Consider the following 22,611-nt stretch of genomic DNA (forward strand, 5'->3'; position numbering starts at 1 on the left):
TCCTCTTATATGATCTATCAGTTATTCTTATAAATCATTAGGCTTCTGGAAAAAGAGGTGTCGATAAATAACGTTCACCGGTATCCGGCAGCAGAACGACAATATGTCTGCCTTCATTCTCCGGGCGTTTCGCCAGTTCAAGAGCTGCGTAAACCGCTGCGCCGGATGAGATGCCTACTAATAATCCTTCAACTCTCGCAAGTGTCCGTGCAGTTTCATAAGCATCCTCATTCTTCACTTGGATGATTTCATCGACGACTTCAGGATGGTAGTTGTCGGGTACAAAACCCGCTCCGATCCCTTGGATCGCATGCCCGCCCCGCTTGCCGCCGGACAGCACCGGGGAATCGAACGGCTCAACAGCGACGATCCGGACCGCAGGGTTCCGCTCTTTTAAGCGTTCCCCAACGCCCGAAATCGTCCCTCCGGTACCGACGCCGGCAACGAAAATATCCACGTTGCCCTCGGTGTCACGCCAAATTTCTTCGGCCGTCGTTTTTCTATGAATGTCCGGATTAGCCGGATTCGTAAATTGCTGCGGGATAAAAGCGTTCGGCGTAGCGGCCGCGATTTCCTCCGCCCTGCGGATAGCACCCGACATCCCTTCCGCCGCCGGCGTCAACACAAGTTCCGCCCCCAGGGCAAGCAGCAGCTTCCGCCGCTCCATGCTAAAGCTTTCAGGAAGCGTAATAATCAGCTTGTAGCCAAGGGCGGCTGCGGCAAATGCGAGGCCAACCCCGGTATTTCCGCTGGTCGGCTCAATAATGACCGAACCCGAATGAAGATGACCTTTTTCCTCCGCATCTTTGATCATGGCAAACCCAATCCGGTCTTTCACACTGCCGGCAGGGTTAAAATATTCTAGTTTCGCAATCAACTTCGCTGAAACCTCATGTTTACGAGCAAAATTGCCAAGCTCAAGCAACGGGGTATTCCCGATGAGCTCGGTCAGATTTTTAGCGATTCCTGTCAAAGTAAGCCCTCCTGCAATCAAATTCCAACTCATTTAGTCGGGTTTATATGTACACCTTAACATGCCCTGTAATGAAATACAACAACGCTTCTCCTGCAAATGTTCAAAATAAAACCGCACTCCGGCTGGAATGCGGTCTTAACTGCTCACAATTTGTTACCTAGTAGATAATGGAGCTGGCGCAAATAGGGCTTAAGCTCCGGGTATCCGTCCAAGTAGGCGGCGAGGACGCGGATAAGCGTCGGATTCGCAGGTTCCGTTCCGCAAGCTGCCTCCAGCATTACCGATACTTGCCCAAGCTCCTCACGAATGGCGTCCGGTTGTGACAGCTGTTCGATCTTCCCGCCAATAAGGGCGATCAATTGCTGGAGCGTAGCCTGTCTCATCTCCGCATCGCTAGGATGCAAATAATTGAAATGCGTATTCAGTTGATCAATGACCGGTCTCGGTGACTTGCGAAGCAGGTCATCAACCAAAGCATCCATCCGATCCACGATGAAAGCAGCCAGCTCCGCCATCGGGAGCGCGATCACTTTTTGCTGTACATAACCTAAGTATTCAATGTAAATACCGCGAAAAATAGCCACAACATCCCATATATACGGCTCGATCCGATCCCCATAGGCTTCGATCAGCAATTCGCGGCGCCACACATGCAGTGCTCTCTTCTTATGCTTCCAGGCAGCAATGAAATGTTCGTTCGTTGTAATTGGCAGCTCTTTGAAATCGAGCATGAACAAATGATTTTCAACTGTATATTGAAAAAGGAATTCGATCTTCCTCTGCAAGCGCTCTCTTGGGGACAAGTGAAGCCGGGCTCCCTCTCGCTCCATTTCGGCAGCCTGATCCAGCAGATTCTGATGGCAGGCGGCGAAAGCATCCGTAAATAATTCTTCTTTGGAAGCAAAAAATTTATATATACTCGCTTTAGCCATACCGCAGGCGTCAGCGATATCCTGCATGGATGCAGCGCTGTAACCTTTTAAGCGGAAGAGCTCCATGGCGGTGTCCAGCACCTTCTGCTTTTTCATTTCTTCCATCCCGATCCCCCCGTCCATATCTTGACATAAGCAGCTCGCTGGAGTCAACGTTATAGATTGACTGCAAAACTAACGAGTTCTATACTGAACTCATGAGTTTTTGCACTTATCACGAAGGAGGTGACCGAGAACTTGCTTGATGTCACGGTGACTTCTGGCAAGTATCGGGCTGAAATGCGTATTGCTGAATGTATGAAAATGATTATGGTTGATCAGGCATGAGTCGTTTTCTCGTTACATTACTGTTAGCTATAGTCGGCGGTGTATTGTTCACCCTGATCCACTCCCCGCTGCCCTGGCTGCTGGGTCCGATGGTATTCGCCTTCATTGGGGCCAGAGTATTGAAAAAAATGAAGCCTGTATGGCCCGGATATTTGCGCAATACAGCATTAATTATTATCGGATATTCCATCGGACTTTCGTTCACCAGAGAAACGCTCAGCGAGATGGGGCTGCTGCTGCCAAGCATGTTGATGATGACCGTGCTGCTTATCCTGTTTAGTGGGGCCATCGGTTTGATCGTAGCCAAATTGTCCGGCCAGCCGCTGCCTACCGTCATCTTGGGCAGCATTCCCGGCGGATTATCGCAGATGATCATTTTGGCGGAAGATACGAAAGGCATTGATTTGACCATCGTCACCTTCCTGCAGGTGTCGCGGTTGATGATGATTATTTTCATCGTGCCGCAGCTTGTGTTCAGCCCGCTGTTCGGCGGTAGCCGCTCAGCAGTCGATGCAGCACTGTCAAACGCAAGCGCGCATTGGGGCGATCTGTTCCCGAATATTATTTTATTCGCTGTGGTGTGTGTAGCAGCGGCTTTACTAGCGCAAAGAATCCGCTTCCCCTCCGCGTATTTACTGGGCCCGATGATCGTGACCGCAGTACTACACTTGTCAAGCGTATCCGGTCCTGCGCTGCCATCAAGTCTGCTGGACATCGCGCAATTGCTCATCGGCACATACGTCGGCTTATTGCTCAAACCGGAAAGTCTGACCCATAAAATCAGGATCATCACGCTGTCGATCTGCAGCGGAGTCGTGCTAATCGGTGGTTCTCTTGGCCTCAGCGTACTGCTGACCCATTGGCACAGCTTCTCTCCCGCGACGGCTTTCTTAAGCATGGCTCCCGGCGGTATGGATCAGATGGGCATCATGGGCAAAGAAGTCAATGCTGATATAGCCATTATTAGCAGCTATCAAATTTTTCGAACATGGTTTATCTTTTTCGCTGTGCCTCCGCTGCTCAAGCTGATCTTCAAACGGCTAATTCCAAAAGCCTCCAATGAGGAACTTGCCGGAGCAAATAATTAACGCGATCATGGCGAAAAGTCAGAGGTGTCTCCAACCATATGATGGTTGCTGAGGTGCCTTTTTATTTTTTCAATATCCCTAAATACTCACTCCACGGTCCAACGTCCACTCGATACCGCTCAGCCATTACTCGTACGATCTGCGCCATATGCGTCAAATCATGCACGACCCACGTCGCCAGCAATTCTCTCACCTTCACCAAGCCAAAAGCAGGATGCCTGCCCGTCCTTTCAAAATGCTGTGCTGGATCAATTACGGAACGTATATAGGCAAGATTCACTGTGCGTATTTGCTGAAAAGCTAGCAGCTTCTCTTCGATCGTGGCTGCCGTTTTATCATTTAAATGTGCAAAGCGATCAAATGGTGGGAATGGTTTGTTTTCACCATCTTGAAGAATCGTGTTTAGTCTAGGAATCCAATTCGTTTTTTCCGCTTCGATGAGGTGGTCAATGACCTCCGTGGCATTCCACGTTCCCTCTCCTTCATTCCCTTGCAGCCAACCGGCCGATAATCCTGACAAAAATAACGTCAACGCCTTCGGAGTTCGCTCCATGACTTCAATCGCTTCGTCGAGTTCAAAATTCATTCCATCGCCCTCTCCATTGTCTTATGCCTCGCTGATTCAGTTATATCATGAATTTTTGCTATTATGCTGAAAAATGAGAAATGAGCAGCTGCATGACAACTGTTCATTCTAGACTTAATCAATACGTACGCGTAGCGATTCGTTGCCTGGTATGATGGACGCCATGTCCGTTACGTTGGCGAATTTCATTTCCGCTAATATGACATTTTCGTGTAATACGTCGGCAAAGCGCTCCAGAACCTTTCTCTGTGAGTCATCGGCATCGAATGTCAGCGTGACCCGCTTGTCGATCGGTAAATCCAGCCTTTTGCGGTAATCTTGTACGGCCCGGATCACTTCGCGCACAAAGCCTTCCTGCTCCAATTCCTCCGTGATCACCGTATTTAAAGCCACATTCATTTGATATCCGGATGCGGAAGCAAACCCTGACTTGCCAAGCTTTTCGACTAACAACTCTTCGGCTGTTAAAACGAATGCTTGGTCACCTAAAGTAACTTTTACGGAACCCTCATCAACGGTTCGTTTGGCATCCAATGCTGACATTTGTTTCAAATGCTGCTGCAGCGGGCCTACGAATTTGCCATATTTTTGCCCGGCGACTTTCAGATTCAGCTTCAATTGATAGTCGACGAAGGAGCTGTCGTTTGGCTCTAAGCGTACCGACTTCACGTTCATTTCATCCTGAATGATGTCAGCAAATCGCTGGAGATCGAACGGTTGTTCGATGGAGATGATCAACTCTGACAAAGGCTGGCGCGTCTTGATGCCGGTGTCGCTGCGAATGCTGCGCGCCAATTCGACGATCTGCCGAGTCGTGGCCATGTCGCGCTCCAGCGCTTCATCGATAGCGTCCTCATCCACCTGCGGGTAATCGGCTAGATGGACGCTTCCTTCACCGCCAAGGTTGTTGTGCAAATCCTCGGCCAAAAGAGGGCTGTATGGCGCGATCATGCGCGCCAGTTTCAGCAAAACGTCGCGCAGCGTTCGATAGGCGTCTCTTTTGTCCTCGGTCATGCCGCTAGCCCAGAAACGGTCGCGTGACCTGCGGATATACCAATTGCTCAGCTCATCTACGAATACTTCGATTTGCTTCGCCGGATTCAATAAATCGTAATCTTCCAGACCCTTCAACACTTGCCGCAGCGTTGTATTCAACCTTGACAACACCCAGCGGTCTAATTCATGACCGGAAGCTTGAGGCCGCCCTACTTCGGGCGTGAACTGATCAATTAGGGCATACATCGCATAAAACGCATGCGCATTATGGATCGTATCGATCACTTTGGACTTCGCCTCAGCGACGATCTGCTTGGAAAACCGCTTGCTGTTCCAGGGAGCGCTGTCTGAGAGCAGCGCCCAACGGAAGGCATCCGCCCCGTAGACGTCAATGATTTCCCACGGGTCGATGACATTGCCTTTGCTCTTCGACATTTTCAAGCCGTTTTCATCGAGCACGTGACCGGTGGATATGACAGCTTTATACGGCGCTTGCCCGTTATACAGCGTAGATACTGCCATAAGGCTGAAAAACCAGCCTCTTGTCTGATCGATCCCCTCGCAGATCATATCCGCAGGGTACTGTTCTTGAAACAAAGCCTCATCGCCAAAAGGATGATGATATTGGGCAAACGGCATGGATCCGCTGTCAAACCAGACGTCGATCACTTCCGGCGTTCTGCTCATCTCGCAGCCGCAGGAACAGCGCAGCTTCACTTCATCGACGTATGGTTTGTGCAGCTCCAAATTGTCAGCAAGCGGAGATACCGCTCTTGCGCGCAGTTCGTTTATGCTGCTGGGCGCGAATTCACTTCCGCAATCCTGACATTGCCACACGTTGAGTGGTGTTCCCCAGTAGCGGTTCCGGCTTATATTCCAATCGACAAGCTCTTCCAGAAACTTGCCAAAACGGCCCTCGCGGAGATGGCCAGGATACCAATTGACTTTGCTGTTATTAGCGATCAGCTGATCTTTCACGGCGGTCGTGCGGATGAACCAGCTCTCCATCGCATAGTACAGAAGCGGAGACTTGCAGCGCCAGCAGAATGGGTAGCTGTGCGTGTAGCGCTCTTTGGCGAACAGCAGGCCGCGTGCGGCCAAATCCTTGACAATGTCGACATCGCAATCTTTCACGAAGCGCCCTGCAAAGTCCGTGACCTGCGCGGTATACCGTCCTGCATTGTCCACGACGTTGACGAAATCGAGGCCGTGCTCACGGCACGTCCGATAGTCATCTTCCCCATGTGCCGGTGCAAGATGGACGATGCCAGTCCCGCTTTTATCACTGACATAGTCGGCATCGACCACGTAGTGCCCTTTGCTTAAGCGAAGGTAGCCAAAAGGCGGCTCATAGGCGGTGCCAACGAATTCGGTACCTTTGTGCGATGACAAGATTTCATAATCTCCCTTAAACACCTTATCCGCTAATTGCCGGGCCAGCACATAAATACTGCCATCCTGTCTGACTTTCACGTAATCGATGTTCTTATTCACCGCTAGCGCTGTGTTTGCAGGCAGCGTCCACGGGGTTGTCGTCCAAGCCAGAAAAATTTCCGGCCCCTGCTTGCTTGGAAATTTGACCGTAGCACTCAAATCTGTCACGTCTTCATAACCTTGCGCCACTTCATGGGAGCTGAGGGTCGTTTGGCAATCCGGACAGTACGGGCTGACGCGGTGGCCTTTGTAGAGCAGTCCTTTGGCATGAATGTCAGCCAAAATATGCCAGACGCTTTCGATATAGTCATTCGTCAGCGTCACATACGGGTGATCCATGTCTGTCCAGTATGCGATTGCCTCTGTCAGTTCCCGCCATTGTTTCTCGTACTCAAACACACTGCTTTTACATTGTTCTACGAATGCGGCGATCCCGTACTTCTCGATCTCCTGCTTGCCGGAAATGCCCAGCTTTTTCTCAACGCCCAACTCCACGGGCAGGCCGTGCGTATCCCAGCCGGCTTTTCGCACGACTTGGTAACCTGACATCGTTTTATAACGTCCGATAAAATCTTTGATTACGCGCCCAAGCACGTGTCCGATGTGCGGCTTGCCATTGGCTGTTGGCGGTCCTTCATAAAATACAAAGCGTGGCTGCCCGGCCCGGTGGCTCATGGAAGCGCGAAACGTATCCTGCTGCTTCCATTGATCCAAGATGCGCAGCTCGCGGGCTCTTGCTGTCTCTTTGACATCAACTTTTCTCATCTTTGCTCATCCTTTCTGTTCGTAAAAAAACAAAAAAATCCCGCCCCGTAAGGGACGAGATTTCATCTCGCGATACCACCCTCGTTCCGAGGATCGACTAATTCCGATCACCGGCGCCTCATCAACGTACCATCATACGTGTCCCTTGTAACGGCGGAATCCCGGGTCAGCTTACTCGCTTGCTTCAGCTTTCCTTCTCGGAGAGGATATTCAGCTAACTCTTGAACGTTGGCTTTCAGCGCAGGGCCAACTCTCTGGGGGACAAGGGATTAGCGTACTTGTTCTCGTCAATGAATTTAGTCAGATCATTCAGATAATTAATTATTACAGCATATTGTGTGGAATGTCAATAGGCGGCTCACGCGAGCGCCTCGAACGGCGCCCTTTGGATCACCACAAACATTTAATGCCATTAATTATTTATAGCATTAACAACATCAAATCCTCATCATAATACAACCCATTGACTTTCAAGGCGTGCCGCTCTACACCATAGACTTCGAAGCCTAACGATGCATACAGTTTTTTCGCGCCTGCGTTCTCGGATACAACGCTTAGATGGATTTGCTCCAATCCAGCAGCGGTCTCCTTCGCTAGACGAATGAGCTCCAGCAGGAGCGCTTTCCCCACGCCTCCACCACGCGCTTCCGGTGCAATAAACATGCCATAAATATTCCCTTTATGAGCTGTTTTGAAGCCTGTCTCGCGCACAAAAGCGGCTATGCCGACCAATGTGCCGTCCTCTTGAAATGCGCCTAGCGTAAATTTCTCCGCAGTCGGCTTTATGCGCTCCATCACCATTTCAAGCGTAAATTGAAATTCCCTCTCATAAGTGGAACCGAACGCTTCCGGGTTAATTTGCAAGGCACTCAATCTAACCTGCCGATATGCGGCTGCATCTGCTTCCTCAAGAACGCGATAGTTCATACAATTCTCCTCCATGCTAGTAATTACCAAATAAAAAAGGCAGCCGGATTAGAACCGAACTAATCCTACTGCCTCTCCCTTAGATCGCTCGCACTTTGTCATCTTTAGGCAGCAGGACCGCGACGATCCCCAACAGCGGTAGGTATGCGCACAGCTTCATAATGAAGGCGATGCTTGTCGCATCCGCGACCCAGCCCAACACCGCTGAACCTAAACCTCCAATGCCGAAAGCCAAGCCAAAGAACAAGCCGGAGATGAGGCCGACTTTGCCAGGCAGCAGCTCTTGAGCGAAAACAACGATAATGGAAAACGCTGAAGATAAAATGAAGCCTGCGCAGATGCATAAAACGCCCGACCACATCAAGTTCGCATAGGGCAGCAGGATGGAGAACGGTGCAGTCCCTAAAATCGAAAACCAAATGATGTTGCGCCGTCCATACCGATCGGCAAGCGGTCCGCCGATAAACGTTCCGGCCGCGGATGCCGCCAGAAAGGCAAATAAAAACCACTGCGCGCGCCCAACAGATACTCCATAATCGTCAATTAAATAGAACGAGTAATAGCTGGTAATGCTGGACATATAAATGTGCTTGGTAAAAACAAGAAAAACCAGCGTAACGATCGCCCAGCCCACCTGCTTCGCGGAAAGTTTGCGCGCTGCCCCCGCCGCTGCGGTTGACGCTGCTTTTGCCTTGCGCGGCTGCACGTTTTGTCTGCTATACCACCTGGCCACAAAGGTCTGGATGACGATGGCGACAATGGCGGCAAAAGAGAACCAAATCACACCGAATTGTCCGATTTTTACAAAAAGAACAGCGGTCATGATCGGTCCGAGCGCACTGCCGATATTGCCCCCGACCTGGAAAATCGATTGCGCCAGCCCTCTTCGCTCACCTGCCGACAAATACGCGACACGCGATGATTCGGGATGAAAAATCGCAGAGCCAATGCCCATGGACACGACCGCTAACAAAATAAGCGCATAATAAGGCGCTACCGCCAAAGCAACGATGCCCGCGAGCGTAAAGCATACACCGATTGGCAATATGTACGGTCTCGGCTTCAAATCCGAAAAGTACCCGACAAACGGCTGCATAAGCGATGCCGTAATGTTCATCGCAAAGGCGATAATCCCGACTTGCGTATAATTGAGCTGCAGCGAATCCTTGAGAATCGGGAACAACGCTGTAACTGTCGATTGCATCGTATCATTCAACAAATGAACGATACTGATGGCGAACAAGATGGGAAAAACCGTCGCTGACACAGGTACGCTTTTGCTTAAAACTTTTGACACGTTCAACTCCTCTTTTCTCTCTATATATGGATGGCGAATCACTCCTCCTCAACTATATTCGACAGGTAGGCAATAACTGCCTTCCTTCTGCTCATTTTTTGTTGTCATCAGCTCAATTGCTCCTTACCTGCAGGTAACTTAGTCCATTCTATTTGAGTACCTATACTATTTTTGCGTACTGTTCTAATACAGACATGCGCGCTATGATGGACTTATGACCACTAACGTTTGGATAAATAAGGAGGTATTCACAGTGAAATACACATATTTAGGACGTTCTGGGTTAAAAGTAAGCAAGCTTTGTCTGGGCACGATGAATTTTGGCGTTGATACCGATGAGAAAGAAGCTTTTCGGATTATGGATGCCGCCATCGATGCAGGCGTGAATTTCTTCGATACGGCGAATGTGTATGGCGGGATTGGTTCGCGCGGCAAAACCGAGGAAATCATCGGACGTTGGTTCGCTCAAGGCGGCGGCCGCAGGGAAAAAGTTGTACTCGCGACCAAAGTGTTCGGCGATATGGAAGATCCGCATGACGGCCCTAATGCAGCACGGGGTTTGTCGGCTTATAAGATCCGCCGCCATCTAGAAGCCTCTCTTGAGCGTCTGCAGACGGATCATATCGAGCTATACCAAATGCACCATGTGGACCGCAATGTCGCTTGGGATGAACTATGGGAAGCGTTCCGCATTCATCAATACCAAGGGAAAATCGGTTACGTCGGCGCCAGCAACTTTGCCGGTAGAGATCTCGTGAAAGCGCAATATGAAGCCAAAAATCATAAAGTGCTCGGCCTTGTTTCCGAGCAGCATAAATATAGCCTCCTCTGCCGCTTGCCTGAGCTGGAAGTGCTACCAGCCGCTGAGGAATACGGCATCGGCGTTATCGCCTGGAGCCCGCTCGACGGCGGCCTGCTCGGCGGCAACGCCCTGAACCCCGCTGCCGGCTCCAGAAGCGCGCGCAATCAGGAACGCGCGGAGCAGCGCCGCGGCCAGTTGGAAGCGTTCAGCCGCTTGTGCAAGGAGCTCGGCGAAAGTGAAGCCAACGTAGCGCTCGCTTGGACGCTCGTTAACCCTGCCATGACCGCGCCAATTATCGGTCCGCGGACGCTCGAACAATTCGAGAACACCTTGCGCGTCGTTGACATTGCATTTAACGAGGAGACGCTGCAGCAGCTCGATCAGATTTTCCCGGGACCTGGCGGCAGCGCACCTGCTGCCTACGCCTGGTAATATCAACCCTGCGGCCCCCTCTGTGGAGCCGCAGGGTTCTTTAATGCTTCGTAAAATTTAAGTAAACGTCACAAATTTGCAATATTTTCATTTTTTATTTCAGTACCAAAAGGTGTAAAATAAAATAACACGGTTTAGCTCCATTGTGGCGAAGTTGATGGCTATTTTCATATGTGAAAATTGTTACAACCATCTGGGAAAAGATGTTAGAATCCCCCGTACACATTGTGACAGTACCTGATTTTTTCTCAACGCAAAGGAGGATTTTGCATATGTCACAGAACAATGCTATTCAAGAAGTAGCAGCGACACTGGCTGCGGAACCAAAATCGTTAGACGTACTTGACCAATTACTCAAACCTGAGGTGCAACAATCGCTGACTATCTTGGTTGACAACCTGCCTAAACTGGCTGAAATGGTAACTGCAATGACCAAAGCGTACGATTTCGCTCAAAACATTGCTACTGACAAGGTGTTGATCAACGATTTTGCTCATGGTATCGGTGAATTCGTCAAACCCGTACAAGAAAAAGCAAAAGACATTGCAGCGGCAGCTATTGAAGCCGGTGAACGCTCCCAGGCTGAAGCTGGTACAACGATCGGTCTGTTCGGCATCCTGAGAATGCTGAAAGATCCGGAAGTGCAAAAAACGCTTCGTTTTGCTCAAGCTTTCTTGAACGTACTCGCTGAACGCAAAAATTAATACGGACAAGGGATGGTAACGATGGCTAAACAAATTCTTATTCTTGGCGGCGGCTACGGCGGTCTTCTAACAGCACTAACTGCGCGCAAACATTTGTCGGCTGCAGAAGCCCACATTACAATCATCAACCGTTTTTCTACTCACCAAATTATTACAGAACTGCACCGTTTGGCTGGCGGCACAATCAAAGAGCAAGCTGTTGCCCTTCCGCTTCAGAAATTGCTTGGCGATAAAGACGTCAATATCGTCGTTGACACGATTACTGAAATCAAGCCGAATGACAAGCAAGTCATTACTTCGAACGGTGCATATACATACGATGCACTGGTTATTGCTATGGGTAGCGAAACGAACTACTTCGGCATTCCTGGCCTGGAAGAAAACAGCTTCGTCCTGAAGTCGGCTTCAGACGCGAACCGCATCCGCGAGCATGTTGAAGGTCGTTTGGACGCTTACAAAGCATCCGGCAATAAAGCTGACGCAACCATCGTTGTTGGCGGCGGCGGCCTGACTGGCGTTGAGCTTGTCGGCGAATTCGCGGATAAACTTCCTGAAGTTTGCCGCAGCAAAGGTATTGACTTCAACGACATCTCCATCTATTGCGTAGAAGCAGGCCCTGCAATTCTTCCGGTATTCCCGAAAGTACTGATCGAACGCGCGGTATCCAGCTTGGAGAAACGCGGCGTTACTTTCTTGACTGGTGTTGCCATCACGGAAGCTACGAAAAATACCGTTTCGCTGAAAAACGGTCAAACGATCGAATCCAATACTATCATTTGGACTGGCGGCGTTAAAGGCAACCCTGTCGTGGGCAGCTGCGGCATCGCAGAAGATCGCGGCCGCGCGACGGTAACGTCGACGCTACAATCCACTTCGCATGCGGATGTTTTCCTGGCAGGCGACTGCGCGGTTGTCTTCCCTGAAGGCGGCGAAAGACCTTATCCTCCGACAGCTCAATTGGCTTGGCAAATGGGCGAAACAGTCGGCCACAACCTTGCCGTTCAAATCAAAGGCGGCGCTATGGAGAAATTCACGCCTGTATTCTCCGGAACGCTCGGCAGCCTTGGCCGCAAAGACGGCATCGGCACGATCGGCGGAAATAACACGCAATTGAAAGGTTTGCCAGCTTCGCTGATGAAAGAAGCGAGCAACATCCGTTACCTTTCCCACATTCATGGTCTGTTCGCGCTTGCGTACTAGGCTGAACGCTAATAACCCGCTGCCGTATTGGCAGCGGGTTATTTTTATGATGAACCCTTCCCTATCCGTATGAAATAACTGGAATTTGCGGGCGAATCTTCGCTTGCGCTTCCGACAACTGGCGATTGTCAACGTGCGTATAGATTTGCGTTGTTGAAATATCCGAGTGACCGAGCAGCTCCTGCAGCGTCCGGAGATCCGTTCCATTGCGAAAATGCGTTGTTGCAAACGTATGCCGCAATTTGTGGCTGCTAATCTTTTTATCGATAACCATCTGGGCCTCCTTCTTCCAAGCGGTGCCTGTGCGATCGACGATGCCTTGTATCGTTCTTCGCCCAATTCTGCGCCCTTCCTGCGAAACGAAAAACGCCGCAGTATCGCCTTCTTTGGGATCAATTCTCGCATCATTGACGTATTGCTCCAAAATGGCAACAATGTCAGGATGGAGCGGAACGACTCGCCACTTCTGCCCTTTGCCCATAAAGATCAACGCCGGATCCGCCCCGCGGCGAAAATGATCCAAGTTCAACGACTGAACTTCCGCGACGCGCAGCCCCCCGTAGCACATCAACAAGCAAATCGCCAGGTTCCGAAGCTGGTGCTTGCCCGTCACTTGCAGCAAAAAGTCCGCGAGTTCATTCTCTTCCAAATAGACGGGAAGCTTGTTTTTCTCGACCTTCGCTTTTTTGATGGATAATGCCGGATTCAGAGTAATGATTTCGAACTCGATTAAAGCTTTGAAAAAACAATTGATCGCGGACAACATCCGATTAATCGTTGCGCTGCCTGCGCCGCGGACTCTTAGCACTTTTTGATATCTCATGATATCGGCTTTGGATATATCTTCGATCTCAGAGCTTCTTACGTTCAGCATGAACGATTTGGCTTCCTTCACATATTCGTCTTGCGTTCGTGGCGTATAACCGCCATTTTGCAAATATAGCATAAAATCATCTAAATATTGCTCGGCTGCAGCGATGGACATCGTTATTCCCTCTTCTATGCTGTCATTTGGGGTTAAAATCGCGAAAAAAACTGGCATCAAATCTATATTTGGTGCTAGTGCTAGTCTTATATTTTAGCATGAACACGTGTGTTCGGCTAGAGGTGCTCATAAGATGCTCCTTTGAATTCGTTGATCGGCTTCATAAAGGCGAATGTTTTTATTTAAGCATTAATTCCTTTGCCCGAATTTTACCAAACATTATATAATTGAGCTAATCTAATTTGAATAGTTACGCGGAGGAGATGCTTATGTCGTTTAGTTATTATGGTGAGCTTTGTACGGAGGTTTATGACTTAACCAAGAAAGTAGGCCATTCCCTTGGCGGAGACGTAGAATATTATCGGGACAAATTAAAACATTGTAAAAGACGCATTCTAGAAGCAATGGTTGGTTCTGGACGTATGCTAATTCCCCTGCTTGAAGCTGGTCTTCATGTGGATGGCGTCGATTACTCCCCTCAAATGCTAGCTTCTTGCCGAAGGCGCTGTGAAGAACGTGGACTACAAACCAATTTATATGAAGCTAACTTACAGGAACTTTCACTTCCACATAAGTATGAAGCGATCATCATTGCTGGAGGCTCATTTTTGTTAATAGAACAACGAGACGAATCGAAGAAAGCCCTAACTCGTCTGTACGAGCACCTTGAGCTGGGTGGAAAACTGATTCTTGATCTGTTTTTGCCAGACAATCAAATGAACAGCTCAGATATGGGAAAATGGGACGGCTCGGCAATTTATCACTTACCAAATGGTGACATCATAACCATGGAAGGCAAGTGCGTTGAAGCCGATTTGTTTTTCAATCAAAATAAAGTTAATTATCTAAAATACGAAAAGTGGCATCATGGAAATTTGATTCAAACTGAGTTGCAACGTTTTGCCTTACGATGGTATGGCGTAGAAGAATTTAAATACATTCTTGAAAATGTAGGATTCACAGATGTTGTTATTACTGCTGATTTCGACGATAATAAGCAACCATCAAATAGTAAACAGAAATTTGTTTATCAAGCGACAAAATCATAAATCATATGTACAAAAGCTGGCCCCTTTTATAGTATTTTCTAAACAAAGCCACTCCTAACAATGAAGTGGTTACTATTGTTTTGCAATTTTATCATGAAGCGTCTGCCGATACTGTCATAAGCTCCCCGCCTTACTATCTTACTTAATCTCGTTAACGAAATTCAGCCGTTACCAGCTTCCATACCAAATCGGAACAGCGCTGGTAAAATTCCTGTGATCATCCAGAACCGTCCGTATTCGTGCCATCATACTATCGAGCTGCTTCGGCACGACTTGGAGTGTCCAAGAGATCGTTGCGAACATGATCAATGCCGAATATAGCGCATACAAGTTCCAAAAATGTTCCGGAATCTGTTTATTGAAATACCCGTCGATTTGCCCGATCGAAAAAGGAATGCTCACTTCGCGACTGAAGTAGGCAATTTTCAGAAAATCATGATACGGGTCTCCCCAATCGTAACGGTTGAAATCGATAGCTGCAACGTAAGCGCCCTCATTAACAAGTAGATTGGCCGGATGAAAGTCGTCGTGCTGAAAGCGATTCGGGCGACCTTCGAGCAGTGGCAAATGTGCTTCGATAAACGAAAGAACCGCTTGCTCCTCAGGGATCTTCACTCCACAGCGCTTATATTCTGCCAACTGACGGTTGTGCTTCTCTACTCTTTGCCGGGACCAAGCATCCAAGTCCCCAGGTGCTTCCAATTGATGCATCTTAAGCAGCTCCCGCCCTGCTTCGACACCTACGCGATACTGCTCTTCTGCGGTCATCGAGGGCAGCTTCTCTGAAGCATCCTCCCCTTCAACGTAACGCAATACCATGTAACAGGTATCGAGCTCTTCAATCGTGCCGAATGAAATGGGCTCAGAGGTGCGGACACCAAGGCCGTAAATCGCACAGACCGCCTCAAATTCGCGTAACTTGCGGTCAAACTGCTGTAAAGCTGCCGTGCGCAGCACATAAACCGGTGTGTCATCGCCTTCGTAAATTAAATATTTTCCATCATAAGAAAACCCTTTATGGATTTGTGTGACTGCCGTCGCATGCTGCAGTGGCCTGATATTCGCTCTAATCGCTGAAATTTGCATGGTAATTCTCCTCTCACATTCAAATTGTCCGCTTCTTCGTAAAAAGGAAATAATTTTAAATATTTCCCGGGCGAGCGCAATAAGCACGAAATATATGGTAGTTTCGACAATAGCGGTTCGTTAGTTGTCAGATTATCACACAGCAAGAGATGTTAGTTTACATAATATTTATTATGTAATATGTCTACATCTGAACCATATCTTTAACCACATAAAAAAGCCGCCAATCCTACTCTGGCAGCTTCACTCTTGTTGTTTTATTCAGCGATCGTTTATCTTATTCTCCAATTTAGCTTCAATAGAAGCAAGCAGCTGTTTAATTTGCATTAATTCGCTGCTAAACTCCTCTTTGTTCTTCACACCATTTTCTTCAATCCGGTGCAAGTGGCTTTGCATATCCTCAATTTCTTGCTCAGCTTTGTAGTTGATGGCAAAATCGATCACTGACTCATGTTTATCCCTGGCATTTTGGCGATTTTGGCTCATCATAATGATTGGCGCTTGAAAAGCTGCAAGAAAAGATAAGCAAAGGTTGAGGAGGATGAACGGTGGTTCATCAAAGTGTAAGGGCTTAAGGAAAGGGAGCGTGTTCCATATCATCCAAACGACCAAAAATGCACCAAAATAACCAATAAACGTCCAGCTTCCACCGAACTTGGCAATATTATCGGCAAGGCGATCGGAAAATGTGGAATTCTCCGAGTACTCTTCATCCACTCTACTTAGAATACTATTTTCATAATCGTCTACTAATCGATCGATGCGCTGCGCATTTTTTTCACTTAGTTCAATATCAAAACCTTGAATGATAGATGCCTCATCAAAAATGTTTTCCGTGTCATTATCCGGATTCGTCATTTCTTTAGTTCCGTCCTTGTACACAATTAGTGCATGGTTCCACCGAACTTATTTTGAGCAGATCCGCGGGTTATTATCCGTTATTTGGCCAACATCCCTTTATACTTCAACACTCCGCTCATCGCTTGACGGAAATCGGCGACTGCTTTAAGCCGCCATTCGGCATCCGACGGATCAAACATTTCTTTATAGCGGTTTAAAATGATCTGTTCTGTGATCGGACTCGTGGAACCATTCGCATAGAGACTATTCTCATCGATCGTATTGCGCAGCGAACGTACCGAGCCCCAAGTATCGACCCCCATCGTACCGAATTCGAAGGTCGTCGAGTACAGATCGGCGCTGCTCTGCAAACGCTGCTTGAGCGTGTAGAAATATTCCGTGTTGTCACCACTAGTCGCATAGTAATCTTTCGACGTAGGCGTCAGTACCAGCGGATATTGAAATGCTTGGCTCGCCTGTTCTTCCGTCATCGTTTCCTTGCTAGCGCTGAAGATGCTCATCTGATCACGCGGACCATAGCCTGTATGCAAATCCACATGGACGATACGGGCATAGCCGCTGTTCAGCGCCTCCTCGTAGATGTGCTGCAAAATCTGCGTGGAACGCTCCGCTTTAGCACCGCCATAATAGACGCCTTGCGGATTCTCATATTGCCCCTGGAGCAGCGCTTCTGATATCGTTCCCGTGCCATGACGGATGATCTCCCCGATCAAATCCCCGAAAAAGGCGACCTCGTGATTCACCGCATTTCCGACAGGCGAAGGCTTTTCGAGAAAGCTGCGCATCACTTGATACGAAGGATTTTGCTGCTTGCCGTAAGCATCGGGCTGATCGAAAAAATTACGATTCAGATCGACATGATCTTCATTATAGCGATGATTATGCTTCATCCCCCATGGGTTCGCCGCATGTACCCAGATGACGCCCGTCGTCGTCGGATCAAGCTTCGGCATAAATTCGTTTCGGAACAACTCGATCATCGCCGAGCCGACGTATCCTTCAACCCCATGCATGCCGGAAGTCAAAATAATCAGGTTTTGCATGGTCTTTGTCGCATCAGCCTTCATGGCATCGATATACAGTCCGTTCTCGCCGCCGACCGGGTAGCTGGTCAGCTTGATACCGCTGCCGTAGGATTTCAACGTTGACTTCCCCTGGATAAATCGCTGCCGCGAGGCTTCATAGCTATCGGGAAAATAGCTCAGCCCCGCGGGTGAGCCTTGTGCTGGTGCTGGCTTTGGTTTGGATAACTGGAGAAGCACCTGAGGACCCGCCAGCTCAATCAGCAATACGATCGCCAGTGCGATACCTGCCGTTTTGATAGGGAACTTGCTTTTTTTTCCAGTCGGCGGACTTTGCAGCGGCTCTACCTGCCTTGTCGGTAAACGATCCATGATCAGCATCGCTCTCTTCGTGGAATATTTTTAGATTTATTTTTTGCACCCATCATTATATTCGTTTTCTGTGTACACTATCCTGCCACGTTGTTTAAGTAAAAAAGAAGCTTGCCGTAAGCAAGCTCCTTCACTCTAGATCATTCAATTCGATACTCTGAACTGCTTACGGTTAGAACGTCCAATACCTGTGGGCAAGCTGACAGCTCCCACAAAGACGTAACAGCAGCTCCGATTAAAGCGCTGAGATTGCTGCCGTTTCTAGCGATCATTATTAGTCACGCTCGCCCGTGGCTTAACCACAATGGCCTATGCTTTCCCCACACCACTTCTGCCGCCTGTAACAATTGACACCTCATTTAAGTATGAAAGAATACCTATCTACTAAAAGGTGGTTTTAACAATTGAAAACCATCCGCCTCCATTCTAAGTCAAAGCGGATAATAAACCATTGGCGATTAGTTCGAAGCGATTCCCATCACGAAAACTTCTTGCAATCAATTGCGCGCCTTGAAGCGAAGCAAGAAATTGATGGGCCTGCGCTTCGGCATTACCTTTAAAAAATAAATGCCCTTCGCGGCGCCCTTGTTCAAACACCTGCTGCAGCCATGTCAAATTGGCGGAGAAAAATTGCGCTAATCCTTCCCTTACTTGCTCCGTTAAAGTGGCTAAGTCAGAGGATAACATGACACTCAGACAAGTACAGTTCTCTTGTAAGGGTTCACTGTACAACAAGATGAACTTTTGCAGCTTTTCCAAATGATGATCGGTTTCGGAATCGATTTGCACACTTGCCGCAATGAAGTTTTTGAGATAGCGGGCAATGAGCGCTTCCCCTAAGTCCTCCTTATTGGGGAAATAATAATGAATGCTTGCTGTCCTTATCCCAATTTTTTCTGCAATATGTGCATAGCTGAATCCGTTGAAACCGAACTGTTGAACGATCGCTTGAGCTGTATCCAAGATCAGCTCCGATGTGTTATTTGTTTTCGTCATGCTGACATTCTACCTTTTAGTAGATACGAAGTCAATTAAAGTTTCTTGAAGTCGCCAGCGCTCAAGAAAAGAATAAAAATTAATTATAATAATTTGTTCAATTGTTTGCCGGATGCCGGAAAGCTACCATGAACCTAATGATACTACTGGAGGGGATTAGGATGAAAACAATATCCATGACCAAACGAATGACGCTTCCTGCCAACACGAAATTAGGAGGAGTATTCCTTGAAGACTTTACAAACCTTCATAGCCTACTACAAGCCTTACAAAAAGGCTTTGGCGATGGATTTGTTTTTCGCCGCATTGGCTTCGGTGCCCGTGCTGATCTATCCCCTATTAGTCCATCAAATTACGACTAAAGCTTTAACGAACGCAGGAATCGCTGCAGATACGCTTATTCGCATGATCGGCCTGTTCTTGTTTTTAATCGTCGTCGAGTATATGAGCAATTTCTATACCGATTATTACGGCCATGCGATGGGCGCCAAGATGGAGACCGACATGCGGAATGAGTTGTTTCAGCATGTTCAACAGTTTTCGTTTGAATACCATAACAAGGCCCGAACCGGACAGCTTATGTCTCGAATTACCTCTGACTTGTTCGACATTTCAGAGCTCGCGCATCATGGGCCGGAGGACGCTACGATCTCATTGGTCAGAATTATAGGTTCATTTATTATCCTGGCTAATATCAATGTAGCGCTGACGGCGACGATGTTTGTCATCTTTCCGCTGATGATTCTTTTTGCTTATCACAACAGCTTGAAGGTGAAGAAAGCGCTAAAGCAAAGCAAAGAGCGCATCGGGGATGTCAACGCGCAAGTCGAGGACAGCTTGTCCGGGATCCGGGTCGTTCAGTCATTTGCCAACGAAGAGCTCGAAGCTGACAAGTTTAAACGCAGCAACCACTTTTTCCTGGAGAGCAGAAAAAAAGGGTACTTCACTGAAGCTTGGTTTTTTAACGGCATGACCGCCTTCATCTCTTTCATGACGCTAGCCGTTGTCATTGTTGGCGCTCTGCTCGTCAGCTACAAGCAATTGATGCTCACGGAGTTGATCACATTCCTGCTTTATATCACGACTTTGACCGACCCTGTGAAACGATTAGTCAACTTTACGCAAAACCTGCAAAACGGGATGGCCGGATTCGAACGATTTCGGGAATTGATGGCTGTGAAACCGGATATTGTGGATGGGCCGGACGCCGCTGATCTACACAGCATGCAAGGCAAAGTGGAATTCGACAACGTCAGCTTCCGATATGCCGACGAGTCGAATGAAGTGTTAAGCAACTTTAGTTTGACGGTGAAACCCGGTGAATATGTCGCACTTGTCGGCAGCTCGGGCGTCGGCAAATCGACACTCTGCAGTCTGCTGCCGCGCTTTTACGAACCGAAAGCGGGATCGATCCGAATTGATGATTTCGATATTAAAGCGATTCAGCTGAAATCGTTGCGCAGCCATATCGGCATTGTCCACCAGGACGTATATTTGTTTGCGGGGACGATCAGAGACAATATTTTATACGGGAAACCCGGGGCATCGGACGAAGAATTGATTGCGGCAGCCAAGCAAGCAAACGCACATGAGTTTATTATGCGGCTTCCCGCTGGCTACGAGACGAATATCGGACAGCGCGGTATTATGCTTTCTGGGGGCCAAAAGCAGCGGATCAGTATCGCTCGAGTGTTTCTCAAAAACCCGACGATCCTCATTTTGGATGAGGCGACGTCCGCTTTGGACAACGAAAGTGAAAGAGCCGTTCAGGAAAGCTTAGAACAGTTGGCCAAAAACCGCACAACGTTCGTCATCGCGCATCGGCTGTCGACCATTCGGCACGCCGACCGGATTCTCGTTTTATCCGAACAAGGCCTGGCAGAAGAAGGAACGCATGCACAGCTCCTCGAGCAAAATGGGCTGTACGCCAAGTTTTATCAGCTGCAGTAAACGGAAAAATGACGGAACACTCGTTGCACATTATGTTCATACAGCACATAAAAAAGCAAAAAGCGGAAGTTCAGCTTCCGCTTTTTGCTATGTATGGCCTCGCTCAGCGACCCGAGGACTCCACCTCACTTAGTTATCCGTGTCTCGCTCACGGCGTAACAGCATCAATAGAAATCCGAGTCCGACCACTGCGCCTACAGCGAATATACAGCCGAATATTAGCATGAAGTAATCCATGTCCATCCTGCATGACCCTTCCCTCTACACTCATCTCTTCCTAATTATACCACCCTCCTTCCTCGCTTGAACAGGATCACCCTGCTAATTTGCCCCACTCAAAGAAGTTTGCGCAAGTGAAAATTATCTTCTAGAAGGACCCAATTTTGCGGAAACGGATAACCGAGTACCCAATAACTTACGCCTCTTAGGTTATAGGTAGGAATGAGGTCAAACTTAGCCTGCGCGCTTCGTGCATCCTCGAACCAAACCTCATGTGTTCGCTGTTGATCATCTGTATAGCGATAAAAAGGGGTCTGGCTTTTTTGATCGTACTTGATCTCCGCTCCATGCTTAATCGCACGGCGCACAGCTTCCTGCATATCGAACGTTTCAGCCTGCTGTCCCTTGACATGGGGAAGAAGCCAATCCCGTGCGTAGAGCTGGAAGCCCATAAATATTTTATGATTGGGGATGACGGTCACCGCATAATCAAGCACTCGCTGTATTTCGTTAATCGGCGAAATCGCCTGCGGAGGTCCGAAACGATAGCCCCACTCATACGTCATTAGCACGACGAAGTCAACAATCTCACCATGCGCAGCATAGTCATGCGCTTCGTACAGCAGCCCCTTCTGGTCTGAACTTGTTTTGGGGGCAAGTGCCGAAGAGACGAAAAAGCCTTTTTCATGCAACCTGCGGACCGCGAGCCGCAGGAAATCGTTATAAGCTTCGCGGTCGCTGGGATACACGTTCTCAAAATCTACATTCAAACCGCGATAGCCTTTGCTTTCCATGATCGCCAGGATGTTGGTGATCAGCTTATTTTGCAGCTCGCTGCTCGACAAAATCGTATGGGCAAGCTTCGAACCGGCTTCGGTCGCGGAAAAGTTGGTGATCGACATAACAGGAACGACACGTTCCTCTTCAGCTGCCGCCAGGAGCGCCTGATCATCTACCGGCTCAAGACTTCCATCGTCTTTCATGCGGTACCCAAAGGGGCATAAATACGTTAAATGCGCGCCATCCTGCCGCACTTGCTTGGCAGCTTCCTCTCCGAATACGTTCGTATACGCATTGACATCGATGGTTTCTTTCTGCTTTTCCGGGATCCGCAAAGTTTGACCAGTATGAAGCAGATTCGCATTCGTAAGCCCATTGGCTCTCATTATTGCCTGCATGGAAACGCCGTAACGATGAGCGATCGCCCAAAGCGACTCCCCTGCCTTTACGGTATGATTCAGCACCGGAATCACTAACTGTTGACCCGGCATAAGCGGCGCACCTTCACGGATTCCATTCGCTTGCGCAATGGCACCCACACGGATGCCATAACGGCCGGCAATCGTACCAAGTGTGTCACCTGCGCGAACGACATACGATGGGTACGACTCAGGAATGAGCAGTGCGAGCCCGATCACCAAATGATCCGGATCCTCAAGCCCGTTAACCGCGATCATCCGCTCGACAGTTACGCCGTACTGCTTTGCCAGCACCCACAAGTCTTCACCTTTTTGCACTACATGAATTTGCATGAAACTCCCTCCCTCTCGCCAAAATGTTCATGGCGCTTGATTCCGCTACGGTCTGGAGCGTTCTGGGCACATG

18 protein-coding genes and 1 other annotated feature are annotated in these 22,611 nt (G+C 48.6%); of the genes, 6 read left to right on the forward strand and 12 right to left on the reverse strand.

Annotation, left to right across the window (positions count from 1 at the left end; genetic code table 11):
• Positions 1-37 precede the first annotated feature (37 nt).
• Positions 38-973 carry a cysteine synthase A gene (cysK, locus tag O9139_RS09005; protein ID WP_270879127.1) on the reverse strand — a complete coding sequence of 312 codons (936 nt, stop codon included), beginning with the start codon at positions 971-973 and terminating at the stop codon, positions 38-40.
• A 146-nt stretch (positions 974-1,119) separates the two neighbouring features.
• The gene (locus tag O9139_RS09010) at positions 1,120-2,013 is read right to left on the reverse strand and encodes a TetR/AcrR family transcriptional regulator (RefSeq protein WP_270879128.1); all 894 of its coding nucleotides are present in this window, start codon (positions 2,011-2,013) and stop codon (positions 1,120-1,122) included.
• Positions 2,014-2,231: 218 nt separating this feature from the next.
• On the opposite strand from O9139_RS09010, the gene O9139_RS09015 reads away from it, so the two are divergent.
• Positions 2,232-3,323, forward strand: coding sequence for an AbrB family transcriptional regulator (locus O9139_RS09015; RefSeq protein ID WP_270879129.1), 1,092 nt, complete (start codon positions 2,232-2,234; stop codon positions 3,321-3,323).
• 61 nt (positions 3,324-3,384) lie between these two features.
• On the opposite strand, the gene O9139_RS09020 is transcribed toward O9139_RS09015, so the two are convergent.
• The 4 genes from O9139_RS09020 to O9139_RS09035 form a co-directional block, all read right to left on the reverse strand.
• Positions 3,385-3,909, reverse strand: coding sequence for a DinB family protein (locus tag O9139_RS09020; protein WP_270879130.1), 525 nt, complete (start codon positions 3,907-3,909; stop codon positions 3,385-3,387).
• A gap of 114 nt (positions 3,910-4,023) precedes the next feature.
• Positions 4,024-7,104: an isoleucine--tRNA ligase gene (ileS, locus tag O9139_RS09025; RefSeq protein WP_270879131.1), complete on the reverse strand. Its 3,081-nt coding sequence runs from the start codon at positions 7,102-7,104 to the stop codon at positions 4,024-4,026.
• 47 nt (positions 7,105-7,151) lie between these two features.
• Positions 7,152-7,404: a binding site (T-box leader), on the reverse strand.
• Positions 7,405-7,524: 120 nt separating this feature from the next.
• Entirely contained in the window at positions 7,525-8,031 is a 507-nt protein-coding gene (locus O9139_RS09030; protein WP_270879132.1) for a GNAT family N-acetyltransferase, read from the reverse strand.
• Between the two features lie 79 nt (positions 8,032-8,110).
• Entirely contained in the window at positions 8,111-9,334 is a 1,224-nt protein-coding gene (locus O9139_RS09035; protein ID WP_377526992.1) for an MFS transporter, read from the reverse strand.
• A 247-nt stretch (positions 9,335-9,581) separates the two neighbouring features.
• On the opposite strand from O9139_RS09035, the gene O9139_RS09040 reads away from it, so the two are divergent.
• The 3 genes from O9139_RS09040 (at position 9,582) to O9139_RS09050 (ending at position 12,466) form a co-directional block, all read left to right on the forward strand.
• On the forward strand, positions 9,582-10,562 hold the full coding sequence (locus O9139_RS09040; protein WP_270879134.1) for an aldo/keto reductase: 981 nt from the start codon (positions 9,582-9,584) through the stop codon (positions 10,560-10,562).
• A gap of 272 nt (positions 10,563-10,834) precedes the next feature.
• Positions 10,835-11,266, forward strand: coding sequence for a DUF1641 domain-containing protein (locus tag O9139_RS09045; protein WP_270879135.1), 432 nt, complete (start codon positions 10,835-10,837; stop codon positions 11,264-11,266).
• A gap of 21 nt (positions 11,267-11,287) precedes the next feature.
• Positions 11,288-12,466, forward strand: coding sequence for an NAD(P)/FAD-dependent oxidoreductase (locus O9139_RS09050; RefSeq protein WP_270879136.1), 1,179 nt, complete (start codon positions 11,288-11,290; stop codon positions 12,464-12,466).
• A 61-nt stretch (positions 12,467-12,527) separates the two neighbouring features.
• Here the strand turns inward: O9139_RS09050 and O9139_RS09055 are convergent, their stop codons facing one another.
• On the reverse strand, positions 12,528-13,451 hold the full coding sequence (locus tag O9139_RS09055) for a tyrosine-type recombinase/integrase (RefSeq protein WP_270879137.1): 924 nt from the start codon (positions 13,449-13,451) through the stop codon (positions 12,528-12,530).
• A gap of 269 nt (positions 13,452-13,720) precedes the next feature.
• Between O9139_RS09055 and O9139_RS09060 the strand changes: the two genes are divergently transcribed.
• Positions 13,721-14,500 carry a class I SAM-dependent methyltransferase gene (locus O9139_RS09060; protein ID WP_270879138.1) on the forward strand — a complete coding sequence of 260 codons (780 nt, stop codon included), beginning with the start codon at positions 13,721-13,723 and terminating at the stop codon, positions 14,498-14,500.
• 168 nt (positions 14,501-14,668) lie between these two features.
• Here the strand turns inward: O9139_RS09060 and O9139_RS09065 are convergent, their stop codons facing one another.
• The 4 genes from O9139_RS09065 to O9139_RS09080 all read right to left on the reverse strand — a co-directional run bounded on the left by O9139_RS09065 (position 14,669) and on the right by O9139_RS09080 (position 18,837).
• On the reverse strand, positions 14,669-15,586 hold the full coding sequence (locus tag O9139_RS09065) for a phosphotransferase family protein (RefSeq protein WP_270879139.1): 918 nt from the start codon (positions 15,584-15,586) through the stop codon (positions 14,669-14,671).
• Between the two features lie 261 nt (positions 15,587-15,847).
• Complete coding sequence (locus O9139_RS09070; protein WP_270879140.1) at positions 15,848-16,444, reverse strand: DUF1003 domain-containing protein; 597 nt, start codon at positions 16,442-16,444, stop codon at positions 15,848-15,850.
• An 80-nt stretch (positions 16,445-16,524) separates the two neighbouring features.
• On the reverse strand, positions 16,525-17,841 hold the full coding sequence (locus O9139_RS09075; protein WP_270879141.1) for a M14 family metallopeptidase: 1,317 nt from the start codon (positions 17,839-17,841) through the stop codon (positions 16,525-16,527).
• A gap of 426 nt (positions 17,842-18,267) precedes the next feature.
• Positions 18,268-18,837, reverse strand: coding sequence for a TetR/AcrR family transcriptional regulator (locus O9139_RS09080; RefSeq protein WP_270879142.1), 570 nt, complete (start codon positions 18,835-18,837; stop codon positions 18,268-18,270).
• A 228-nt stretch (positions 18,838-19,065) separates the two neighbouring features.
• On the opposite strand from O9139_RS09080, the gene O9139_RS09085 reads away from it, so the two are divergent.
• A complete protein-coding gene (locus tag O9139_RS09085; RefSeq protein WP_270879143.1) occupies positions 19,066-20,787 on the forward strand; it encodes an ABC transporter ATP-binding protein in 1,722 nt (573 codons plus the stop codon).
• 335 nt (positions 20,788-21,122) lie between these two features.
• On the opposite strand, the gene O9139_RS09090 is transcribed toward O9139_RS09085, so the two are convergent.
• Positions 21,123-22,538 carry a LysM peptidoglycan-binding domain-containing protein gene (locus tag O9139_RS09090; RefSeq protein ID WP_270879144.1) on the reverse strand — a complete coding sequence of 472 codons (1,416 nt, stop codon included), beginning with the start codon at positions 22,536-22,538 and terminating at the stop codon, positions 21,123-21,125.
• Positions 22,539-22,611 lie beyond the last annotated feature (73 nt).

It is taken from the genome of Paenibacillus aestuarii (assembly GCF_027789125.1).
Lineage (GTDB): Bacteria > Bacillota > Bacilli > Paenibacillales > NBRC-103111 > Paenibacillus_E > Paenibacillus_E aestuarii.

Excerpts from the sequence above, each read along its gene's own strand:
- O9139_RS09010 (WP_270879128.1), bottom strand. The coding sequence starts at position 2,013 with ATGGAAGAAATGAAAAAGCAGAAGGTGCTGGACACCGCCATGGAGCTC.
- O9139_RS09015 (WP_270879129.1), top strand. The coding sequence starts at position 2,232 with ATGAGTCGTTTTCTCGTTACATTACTGTTAGCTATAGTCGGCGGTGTA.
- O9139_RS09020 (WP_270879130.1), bottom strand. The coding sequence starts at position 3,909 with ATGAATTTTGAACTCGACGAAGCGATTGAAGTCATGGAGCGAACTCCG.
- ileS (WP_270879131.1), bottom strand. The coding sequence starts at position 7,104 with ATGAGAAAAGTTGATGTCAAAGAGACAGCAAGAGCCCGCGAGCTGCGC.
- O9139_RS09030 (WP_270879132.1), bottom strand. The coding sequence starts at position 8,031 with ATGAACTATCGCGTTCTTGAGGAAGCAGATGCAGCCGCATATCGGCAG.
- O9139_RS09045 (WP_270879135.1), top strand. The coding sequence starts at position 10,835 with ATGTCACAGAACAATGCTATTCAAGAAGTAGCAGCGACACTGGCTGCG.
- O9139_RS09050 (WP_270879136.1), top strand. The coding sequence starts at position 11,288 with ATGGCTAAACAAATTCTTATTCTTGGCGGCGGCTACGGCGGTCTTCTA.
- O9139_RS09055 (WP_270879137.1), bottom strand. The coding sequence starts at position 13,451 with ATGTCCATCGCTGCAGCCGAGCAATATTTAGATGATTTTATGCTATAT.
- O9139_RS09060 (WP_270879138.1), top strand. The coding sequence starts at position 13,721 with ATGTCGTTTAGTTATTATGGTGAGCTTTGTACGGAGGTTTATGACTTA.
- O9139_RS09065 (WP_270879139.1), bottom strand. The coding sequence starts at position 15,586 with ATGCAAATTTCAGCGATTAGAGCGAATATCAGGCCACTGCAGCATGCG.
- O9139_RS09070 (WP_270879140.1), bottom strand. The coding sequence starts at position 16,444 with ATGACGAATCCGGATAATGACACGGAAAACATTTTTGATGAGGCATCT.
- O9139_RS09075 (WP_270879141.1), bottom strand. The coding sequence starts at position 17,841 with ATGGATCGTTTACCGACAAGGCAGGTAGAGCCGCTGCAAAGTCCGCCG.
- O9139_RS09080 (WP_270879142.1), bottom strand. The coding sequence starts at position 18,837 with ATGACGAAAACAAATAACACATCGGAGCTGATCTTGGATACAGCTCAA.
- O9139_RS09090 (WP_270879144.1), bottom strand. The coding sequence starts at position 22,538 with ATGCAAATTCATGTAGTGCAAAAAGGTGAAGACTTGTGGGTGCTGGCA.